The sequence below is a fragment of the Clostridium sp. D43t1_170807_H7 genome, assembly GCF_015555905.1.
Lineage (GTDB): Bacteria > Bacillota > Clostridia > Clostridiales > Clostridiaceae > Clostridium.
This window is the reverse complement of record NZ_JADNLK010000046.1, coordinates 1-10,521: the sequence shown is the minus strand read 5'-3', so window position 1 is coordinate 10,521 and position 10,521 is coordinate 1. Positions and strand designations below refer to the sequence as shown.

Below are 10,521 nucleotides of genomic sequence, written 5' to 3'. Positions count from 1 at the left end.
TTGCTTTTTCATTTATTTCACTTAATTCTTTAACACTTAATAAATCCATTCTATCTATTAAATTTGCTAAATCATTACTATCCTTATTAAAGTAAACTGCACCTTCTTGTCCAACTTCTTTATTAAATCCAACATTTAATAATAAATTTAATTTAGTTGATGCCAATGCTTCTAATAATGATGGATTAGTTCCCCCTACTTCATGTCCATGAATATATCCATATGCATTTTCTCTGATTTTCTTTAATAATTCTTGGTCATAAACTGTTCCAACAAATTTAATTCTTGAATCATTCTCAAAATTAGTAGTAATTTTTAATTCTTCATAAAATTTATTTTTTTCAACATTAGTAATTAATACAAAATCCTTTTTGGTATTGCTCTTCATATACTCTTCAATCATAAGTTTATAATTATTTTCCGGCACAAATCTTCCAACAACTAAATAATACTCATTTCTTTTAACATTTTTATCCTTATACCACTTTAATAAAGTTACATCTTCGTCATTTAGCTTAGATTTTTCAGTATCAGCACCATAAGCAATAAATGTAGTTTGGGGATTGTAATTTTTATAATCATCTTTAATATATTTTTCTATATTTATAGAATCACATATTAATAAATCTGCATGCTTAACCATTAATTTTTCAGATATCTTCCAATATTTTTTTATTGCAGCATTCCATTTTGCTCTCTTCCATTCATGCCCATCAGGATTTACTAATAATTTTATCCCCATTTTTTTTAATTTTGTCTTATAGTATCCTATAAATGGTCCTATTCTACATGCTAATATATATATGATTGCATCATTTATCTTATTATTTTTTATATATGTAATACATTCTTTTAAGGCAAATATATCATAATAAACAGCTTTAGCTGCACCAATATTAGGGACTTTAACATAAAAGCATCTTGCATTGTTATATTCAAATTCACCTTTATTGTTTTTATCTCCCATACAAGCTACATGATACTTGATATCTTTCTTAACTTTTCCTTCAGTTAATTTGTCTATAAATGTTTCAAATCCCCCATATTTAGCGGGTATTCCCTTTGATCCAATTATAAATATATCTTTCATTATTTCCTCCTTATTATAACTTTGTTTCTTTAAGAATTTAACCATTTATTTCATAGCAATATGCATTATATCATAAACCAATGGTAATTCAAACTTTTATCTCTTTGTTTTTACATTTTATGCATTTTATTCATATGTTTTTTTTGTTTTTTTCTGTATTTTTTTGTCTTTGGTGAAAATTAAATTATTTTTCTCTGTTAAAAAATATTGATTCTATTAATAATGAAACTACTACGCATGCAAACAAAACCAAGAATATTATACTTAATACTCTATTTACATTCTTTCGTTTTATTGAACTAACAGTATTTAAAACTTCATTATTATTTTCATTAGAATTATAAATACCCTCGTCTGTTTCAATATTTTGTGCTATTTCTTTATCATTTAAATTCTCATTATCATAATCATCATTTTCAGATATACTAGTGGAATTATTATCACTATTCTTTATATTTCCTTTATCAATAATTTTATTTTTAGCTATATAGCTTTTCAATTGCTCATAATCTTGAGCTGTAAGTGGTGATTTTTTATAATTTTCATAGTATTTTTTCACATCATCTATATCACATTTAATCAATGTTAATTTACTCTCTTTATCTTTTAGCATAACCTCTTTATTTTCTAAATCTACGTTAATATTTAATGAATCTGCTATATTTAAAACCTCTCCATAAATATTAAGTAGTTCTTTAAATGTAAAATCACTATAATCCTCTTTTTCTTTTAGTGTTGAAAGAACATTATTTGCGTCATCTAATAAGCTTTTTGCTTCTTCTTCACTAAGTTTTAAATTAGTAATATAGTTAATAATATTATTACTATATTCCTCTGGAACTCCTACACTATCTAATTTTTCTTCTATTAAATTCAAGGTCTCACTATATGCATATATAATCGGTATATTTAATATCAAAAAAGAAACTATAAATATTCTAAAAATTTTATTCATATTAATTTCCTGGCTCCTTTATAGATAAATTAATTTATCTTAATTATTGCCACAGATATATTAATTATTACATTTCAGATATAATTCTCATAATTTTAAATAAGTAAAATAAAATACCGTATACTATAAATGTTGTATACGGTATTACAATAAATATTTATTTATTTTTAAAGTATTCCACTATATGCTCAACAATTCTTGCACAAGCCTCTCCATCTCCATAAGGATTTACTGCATGAGCCATCTTATTGTAAGCTTCTTTATCATTTATAAGTTCATCAGCCAGGTTAAATATAACCTCTTTCTTAATCCCTGCTAATTTTACAGTTCCAGCATCAACTGCTTCTGGTCTCTCAGTTTCTGTTCTTAAAACAATAACTGGTTTACCAAGTGCTGGTGCTTCTTCTTGTATTCCACCTGAATCTGTCATTATAAGGTAACATTTAGCCATAAGATTTGCAAAATCAACATATTCAAGAGGTTCAATTAAGTGTATTTTATCTTCTACTCCTTTGAAACTTTCTGCTGCAAGCTCTCTTATTAAAGGATTCTTATGCATTGGAAATATTACATTTACATCTTCATTTTTAGTAACAAGCTCTCTAACTGCAGCAAATATGTCTCTCATTGGTTCTCCCCAATTTTCTCTTCTATGTGCAGTTAATAAAACTATCTTATTATTTTCAAAATCTATATGGTTCAAATTTTTATCATCAAATTTATGATTTTTATCTACAACACTAAGTAAAGCATCAATTACAGTATTACCTGTTATGTATATATTTTTATGTATATTTTCCTTTTCTAAATTAGCCTTATTACTTTCCGTCGCTGAAAAATGTAAAGTTGCAATTGCTCCTGTTAATTTTCTATTAGCCTCTTCTGGAAATGGTGAATAAATATCTCCAGTTCTAAGTCCAGCTTCAACATGTCCTATTGGCTTTTGATTATAGAAAGCTGCTAATGCTCCATTTAATGTTGTTGAAGTATCTCCATGAACTAATACTATATCTGGGTTGCATTCTTTTATTACCTTGTCTACACCAGTTAAAACCTTATTCGATACATCAACTATTGTTTGACCATGAGACATTACATTTAGATCATAATGTGGTTTAACTTTAAATATTTCAAGTACTGTATCAAGCATTTCTCTATGTTGAGCAGTAACACAAACTATGGATTCTATCCTATCATAGCTTTCTAAAGTCTTAACTAACGGACACATCTTTATTGCTTCTGGTCTTGTTCCGAAAACACTTAAAACTTTTATTTTTTTCAATATCCTTACCTCCTGTAAGATTTTATACTAACGTTGTTTATAACAGTTGAAATTTATTCCACATCTATATAGCTTCCTATAGCTATTAATGCTACTGGGATAATATATGAGAATAAATCTGCTATTATATGAAAACTAGAATAACTAAATGCTATATTTGCACTAATAAATCTTACTAATGTAAATACTCCAACAACTACTATAGGTGCTATAATTCTTACTTTTCTTTTTAAATTCATAAAATTATTAAACATCAGTACTGCTAATGCTATTACTATTAATGGTTGAATTAAGCTTGTAATAATATTTATAATATAGAATAATCCTCTAATTACTCCATAATATCTAAATGAAAATATAATTTCTTCAAAAATATATGGAATTTGTTCTAATACATTTATCGCTTTAGGTAATAATAATACTATTGCAATTACTCCAAGTATATAATTTACTACCTTATAATTATCTTTAATCTTAACTACAGCATTTTTTACTTCTTCTCTTTCAGAGGATTCTTTTGCTAAATTTAATATATTATTACCTACTTCAACTGTGGTATTAACAACTTTATCAGTATAATCCTTAACCTGTTCCATTCTTATATTATTTTTATTTTTTGAATACATATCTGAAATGCAATTTTTACAATAATACTTATTATCTACCTTAACTGCACAATCTTCACAAATAAGCTTACTACAGCCTATACACATTCCAATTGCTTCTCTTTCTTGATGATTTGAACAATTCATATTAATTTACTCCAATTTTATTATTTTAATTTATATCTTATCTCTAGCTTTCTGATACTATATTACCATATGAATCTGTGAATTTCTTACATGCAATTAATATAATATCTATTAATGTCCATATTCCAAATCCACCAAAGGTTAACAACTGTAATATTCCTGTTCCTATTTTTCCAACATAAAATCTATGTACTCCTACCGTCCCAACAAAAATAGCTAATATTAAGGTTACTATCCAATTCTTAGAACTAATGTTTTTTGCCTTATGCCATTGATTATTTGTTGTATTATTATATTGATATCCTCTATTACCTTTAAATACCCCTGTTTCTATACATGTTTTACATACTGCTTTTCCGTTTATATCAACTTTACATGCTTCACATATAAATCTTCCACATTCAGTACATGCAGCAACAACTTCTCTATTACTATGATAACTACAATTCATATTTTCTTCTCTCCTTTAACTTAAAATACTATAATAATTTTAACATATACTTATATACTCTTAAAAGATTCTTTATAAATAAATATACTCCATATCATCAATAAATAACTTATTTTATGATATGGAGTGTATTTTACTTATAATACTTATATTATTATAGTTATATTTTTACTAATCAATTATATCGTTACAATCATTAAATTCATTATAAAGCTTCTCAACTTCATCATCAAAATTACTTGCTGATTTTAGTAATGAAAAAATAACTACATATGAACTAAGTATAACTATACCAATTATAAGATACTTAATCAAATAATCACCTCTTATAGTAAACAACTTTATTATAATTCTTTCCATATATTTTTCAATATATTCTATAAACCATTGAAAAATAGAAACTTACTAAAAAATAATTCGCCCTCAGAAAATCAGATTTCTGATTCTCTGAGGGCTATCGCCTTAGTAAGTTATTAAATTACCCAATAGAGTCTACTAATTCTATATAATCTACAACTACATTTCTATAAAGCAGATATAATCTATATCCTATCAATCCACTAATACTATTACAAAGTAAATCCATAATATCAAATGTTCTTGCATAATTAGGAATAATCATTGATAAAGTAACCTGACTACACTCAATAAATAAAGATATAAATAAAGATATAAGTAAAACCTTCTTCATATTAAAATGTAAATTCTTTAAGTAATAGCATAAAAAGAAAATCATTGGAGCCAATAATAATAAATTACCACCAATATTTTCAATAACTACATCTAACCCATCTCTTTTATATATTCCAACGGTACTTTCCCATGGAATAATATGAATAATTGGATTTCTATATTTTACATATTCCCCCCATGCTATAGGGAATGGAAAATATACTATAGAAATTACTAAAACCATATATATACTAAATATCATTTTCATAAACTTCTTTTTCAATAGCTCACTACCCATTTTCTTTTCGCTAACTATAACTTGAAGCAATACATCCAAATTAGTATATAAAATTATTACAGTAGTTAGTGCAAAAAATTCTGCTCTGGTTATGATAAAAATATTAATTCCTCCCTTAAATAGATATAAGGAAAAGAGCTATACACCGTTATAGCTCTTTATAAAATTCAAAACTATCTTCTATTTTATAATAGTTTTTAAATATTCAATAAATCCATCTCTTAAATCTTCTTTTCTAAGAGCATATTCAACTGTAGCTTCTAAGAATCCAAGCTTATCCCCTACATCATATCTTCTTCCTTCAAAATCATAAGCATACATAGCTTCTTCTTCAATTAACTTAAGAAGAGCATCTGTAAGTTGAATTTCATTTCCTTTTCCCGGCTCAGTTCTTTCTAATATTTCAAATATTTTTGGTGTAATTATATATCTACCTAAGATCGCAACATTAGATGGTGCCTCTTCTACTGAAGGCTTTTCAACTAAATTTTTAACCTTATAAACTCTATCTTCAATATGTATTCCACCAACTATTCCATACTTATTAACATCTTGTGATGCTACTGTTTGTACCCCTAAAACTGAAGTTTTATATTCACTATAGCAATCCATAAGTTGCTTTAAGCATGGCTTTTTATCATTATAAACAACGTCATCTCCAAGTAGCACTGCGAAAGGCTCATCCCCTACAAAAGTTTTTGCACAAAGGATAGCATGTCCTAATCCTCTTGGTTCTTTTTGTCTTATGAAATGAATATTTACCATATCAGATATTTCTCTAACCATTTGAAGCATTTCTTGTTTTCCTGCCTTTTCAAGCTCCATTTCAAGTTCAACACTTCTATCAAAGTGGTCTTCTATACTCTTCTTATTTCTTCCTGTTATTATAAGAATTTCCTCTATACCTGATGCAACACATTCTTCTATTATGTATTGTAATGTTGGCTTATCAACTATTGGAAGCATCTCCTTTGGTTGTGCCTTTGTAGCTGGTAAAAATCTAGTTCCAAGACCAGCTGCAGGTATTATTGCTTTTCTTATTCTTTTTTCCATAAATCTTATTGTCTCCTTAATTCTACTATACTTTTAATATAATATTTTTTAGTAAACTGTATACAAACATTTTACAAATATTTAAAGTAAATTTCTTACTACCATTTTACTTCGTTCATTTTTTAGACAGTAATACAATAATTATACCATTACATAATCCTTTTGAAATGCATATCCGTCCGATATATTTCAACATAAAATATATTTTTTAGTCATTTCATTAATGATTTTATTAAAAATTATTAATAAAATTAAAAAAGTCTCGAAACAGATTTAAAATCTATATTTAATAGTATAAAATAAAATACTTGGTTTAAGGATAAAGATAATAAACCACTTTTTCCTTAAATCCCGTATTTAAAAATTACCATGTAATTTGGTCTTCAAAAATATAATTATGTAATTGTTCAACAGTTACTTCCTTATCAAATATTAAATAGTATACTCCACTTATCATTTTACCTTCACAATATTCATCACGAGGGAATCTCTCTAACTGTAAACTTGAATCACCAAGCTTTAACACTTCAGTTCCTAATTCTAATATTTCATTATAATCTAAGCTTGTATTAACCATAAGTAATATTTCTGATAATAATGAAGGATAAGAAGTCACTGGCATAGTTTCTATTTTTTTTAATATTTCTGTTAATACTTCTCTATGTCTTTCAGTTCTCTTATAATCTCCACCAGAAGTATATCTAATTCTACAATAAGCTAAAGCTTGTGTACCACTTACATGTTGAAGTCCTGCTGACTCTAGTGCAGGTTCATTAGTTCCATTAATACTATTAAGCTGTGCTGTATATCCATTTACATATTCTAATTCATCTTCATCAATATCTAACTCTATTCCTCCAAGTTCATCTATTATTTTAGGTAATGTTTCAAAGTTAACAGATGCAAAATTCTCTATATTTAAATCAAAGTTCTCATTTAAAGTTTTTATAGCTAATTGAGGACCTCCAAAAGCATAAGCATGATTAAGTTTATCATTTCCATGACCATCAATTGATACATAAGAATCTCTCATTATTGATGTTAATTTTAATTTTTTATGTACTGTATCTATAGTTACTATCATTATAGAGTTTAATGTATATATTTTATCTAATTTAATTATTTATTAGTAATAATATCACATTTTTCATTATTTTTCACTTTATTTAAAAAATTGTTAAATATAGTTTTATATTTACTAATAAAAAATCTGCTTAATTGAAAAGTATTATTTTCTTTTCAACCAAGCAGATATGAGCTAATTTATTTTTAAATATATTTTATTTATACATTTAAAGTTATTCTTCATTCAATATCTTACCATTACTTCTTATTACCTCTGAAACCTATAAGCTTTCTACTTCTCCATCCATCATAAGTTTTTGCCAGATGCAAAGGAGTTTCATAATGAGATAAAGTTACTAAAGGCTCTATTCCATATTTTAAGCATTCATCAATTACATTATCATAAAATTGTAATCCTAATTCATTAGGCTCATGTTCATCACCCTTTGGAAAGATTCTTGACCAAGCTATTGAAAATCTTAAAGTTTTAAATCCCATTTCTGCAAATAACTTTATATCTTCCTTATATCTATGATAAAAATCTATTCCTAATAATCATTAGTATTTGTAACTATAACATCCGTATCTAATTCATATCCTGCTTCTTTTATTGCATCTTTATCAAATTCTATTAATAAATCACCAACATTGATTTTATCACCTTGTTTTATATGTGGTGTAAAATGCTTACCATCTAATTTTACAGTATCTAATCTAACATGTATTAATAATGCTGAAAAACTTGGATGTAATAAAGAAGCTCCAAGTACAGCCGCTAAGTAAGGACTACATTTAAATCTCTTTGCAGCTGAATATGCTAATATAACTGGTAAGAAGTAAAATACTGTATCACTTAAAAAGCTTAAATAAGTATAAGTTTGTGAATCAACGCTTACTATTCCTAATAGCTTTAATATCGCTAATAACGCCTTTATCATACCTGATCCTGCAAGAGCTGGTATAACTGGAGTAAATATTGCAGTTATTGCACCTAAAATCTTATTTATAACTCCTGTTTCTTTGTCTTCAGAGTCGGAAGATTAATTTTCTCCAAAGTTACCCAACTTATGTAATTCATCGCAGACCTTATTTACCTGAGTTCCTATTATTATTTGAAATTGCCCATTTTTATTTACAACACCTTGAACTCCTTTAAGTTTCTTTATCTCATCAACTTGAGCCTTATTTACATCATTTAAGTTAAATCTTAAACGAGTCATACAATTTGTAACACTTGCTACATTTTTTTCACCACCAACTAGCTTTAATATAGTTGCTGCCATTTATTTGAAATCCATTAAAATCACTCCTTATATAGAAAATTTGTATAAAAAAAGACCTAGAGCAATTATTAACTAATTTATATATAATTTTTAACCTCAATTATATATAAACTAATTAATAGCACTCTAGGTCTTGCCTGCGTTCCAGTAACAATCCTACTTAACTTTCTAAAATAACTGTATAAAAATTTAAAATGTGGTCAAGCTATAGATATGAACATATTATTTAAAGTCTACTCCCCCATATATAGCGACTACAGTTCTCCCACTGTAGTCTTTTTTATTGTAAAAAAATAAAGCCAAACTCTATGCTTATACATAAAGCTTGGCTATAAAAGTATACTCTATCTTCAATATATAGTCCACCAACTATACCATACTTATCAATATCTTGTAGATCTACTGTTTGAACTTCTAAAACTGAAGTTTTATACTCTCCATAACAATCAATAAGCTGTTTTAAACATGACTTTTTATCATTATAAACCACATCATCACCAAGTAGTACTGCGCAAGGCTCATTCCCTACAAAAGTCCTTGCACAAAGTATAGCATGTTCTAATTCTCTTAGTTGTCTTTGTCTTATGAAATGAACGTTAACCATATCTAATATTTTTCTAACCATTTCAAGCATTTCTTGTTTGCCTGCTTTTTCAAGTTCCATTTCAAGTTCAACACTTCTGTCAAAGTGATCTTCGATAGATTTTTTGTTTCTTTCTGTTATTATAAGTATTTCTTCTATTCCTGATTCAACACATTCTTCTATTATATATTGAAGTGTTGGCTTATCAACTATTAGAAGACTTTCCTTTGGTTGTGCCTTGGTTGCATGGAAGAATCTAATAGCAAAACTTGCTCTAGGTATGGTTGCTTTTCTTATTTTTCATACCTACTACTTTCCTATTACTTATACATGTTATTATAATAATTTTGATATTCACCTGAAGTAACGTTCTTCATCCACTCTTGGTTATCTAAATACCATTGAATAGTTTTCTTAATTCCAACTTCAAATGTAGTTTCAGGATACCATCCTAATTCTTCCTTAATCTTAGTTGGGTCTATTCCGTATCTTCTATCGTGACCTTTTCTATCTTCAACATACTTAATTAAGTTTTCAGTAACTTCTTTATCAACATTTTCATTTAAGTAAGATATTACTGTCTTAACTATTGTTATGTTAGTTCTTTCATTATGTCCACCAACATTATAAACTTCACCGCTTCTACCATTATTTATAACCATATCGATAGCTTTAGCATGGTCCTCAACAAATAACCAGTCTCTTATGTTCATTCCATCACCGTATACTGGTAAATCTTTGTGAGCTAAACAGTTGTTTATTAATAATGGTATTAACTTCTCTGGGAATTGGAATGGTCCATAGTTGTTTGAACATCTTGTTATGTTCATTGGCATTTTGTATGTATCATGGTATGCCTTAACCATTAAATCTGATCCAGCCTTACTTGAAGAGTATGGGCTATGAGGATCTAATGGAGTAGTTTCCATAAAGTATCCTGTTTCTCCTAATGAACCATATACTTCATCTGTTGAAACGTGTAAGAACTTAACTCCTTCTTTCCATGTTCCATCTTCATTTTCCCATGCTGCTTTAGC

At 27.1% G+C, this 10,521-nt stretch carries 12 protein-coding genes and 2 pseudogenes; all 14 read right to left on the bottom strand.

The annotated features are described in order from the left end of the window. On the bottom strand, positions 1–1,090 hold a 1,090-nt coding region (locus I2E98_RS15340; RefSeq protein WP_195469745.1), incomplete at its 3' end, for a DUF1972 domain-containing protein. Between the two features lie 184 nt (positions 1,091–1,274). Then, the gene (locus tag I2E98_RS15335; RefSeq protein WP_195469744.1) at positions 1,275–2,045 is read right to left on the bottom strand and encodes a hypothetical protein; all 771 of its coding nucleotides are present in this window, start codon (positions 2,043–2,045) and stop codon (positions 1,275–1,277) included. 157 nt (positions 2,046–2,202) lie between these two features. Continuing rightward, positions 2,203–3,327 carry a UDP-N-acetylglucosamine 2-epimerase (non-hydrolyzing) gene (gene wecB / locus I2E98_RS15330; RefSeq protein WP_195469743.1) on the bottom strand — a complete coding sequence of 375 codons (1,125 nt, stop codon included), beginning with the start codon at positions 3,325–3,327 and terminating at the stop codon, positions 2,203–2,205. Positions 3,328–3,380: 53 nt separating this feature from the next. Next, positions 3,381–4,079 carry a B-box zinc finger protein gene (locus I2E98_RS15325; protein ID WP_195469742.1) on the bottom strand — a complete coding sequence of 233 codons (699 nt, stop codon included), beginning with the start codon at positions 4,077–4,079 and terminating at the stop codon, positions 3,381–3,383. Between the two features lie 43 nt (positions 4,080–4,122). After that, on the bottom strand, positions 4,123–4,530 hold the full coding sequence (locus tag I2E98_RS15320) for a TM2 domain-containing protein (protein ID WP_195469741.1): 408 nt from the start codon (positions 4,528–4,530) through the stop codon (positions 4,123–4,125). A gap of 171 nt (positions 4,531–4,701) precedes the next feature. After that, positions 4,702–4,845, bottom strand: coding sequence for a hypothetical protein (locus I2E98_RS15315; RefSeq protein WP_195469740.1), 144 nt, complete (start codon positions 4,843–4,845; stop codon positions 4,702–4,704). A 163-nt stretch (positions 4,846–5,008) separates the two neighbouring features. After that, a complete protein-coding gene (locus tag I2E98_RS15310) occupies positions 5,009–5,485 on the bottom strand; it encodes a VanZ family protein (protein WP_195469739.1) in 477 nt (158 codons plus the stop codon). Positions 5,486–5,680: 195 nt separating this feature from the next. Continuing rightward, positions 5,681–6,553, bottom strand: a complete 873-nt coding sequence (galU, locus tag I2E98_RS15305; protein ID WP_195469738.1) for a UTP--glucose-1-phosphate uridylyltransferase GalU — start codon at positions 6,551–6,553, stop codon at positions 5,681–5,683. A 364-nt stretch (positions 6,554–6,917) separates the two neighbouring features. Next, positions 6,918–7,637, bottom strand: coding sequence for an LCP family protein (locus tag I2E98_RS15300; protein WP_195469737.1), 720 nt, complete (start codon positions 7,635–7,637; stop codon positions 6,918–6,920). A 257-nt stretch (positions 7,638–7,894) separates the two neighbouring features. Continuing rightward, a pseudogene (locus I2E98_RS15295) lies at positions 7,895–8,164 on the bottom strand (family 1 glycosylhydrolase); the annotation flags it as partial. A gap of 2 nt (positions 8,165–8,166) precedes the next feature. Next, complete coding sequence (locus I2E98_RS16140) at positions 8,167–8,595, bottom strand: PTS glucose transporter subunit IIA (protein ID WP_347708048.1); 429 nt, start codon at positions 8,593–8,595, stop codon at positions 8,167–8,169. Positions 8,596–8,658: 63 nt separating this feature from the next. Next, complete coding sequence (locus I2E98_RS16135; RefSeq protein WP_243251236.1) at positions 8,659–8,901, bottom strand: PTS transporter subunit EIIB; 243 nt, start codon at positions 8,899–8,901, stop codon at positions 8,659–8,661. A gap of 337 nt (positions 8,902–9,238) precedes the next feature. Next, positions 9,239–9,781, bottom strand: a pseudogene (locus I2E98_RS15285) (sugar phosphate nucleotidyltransferase); the annotation flags it as partial. 23 nt (positions 9,782–9,804) lie between these two features. After that, the coding region (locus I2E98_RS15280; RefSeq protein WP_195469736.1) for a GDP-mannose 4,6-dehydratase at positions 9,805–10,521 on the bottom strand (717 nt) is incomplete at its 5' end.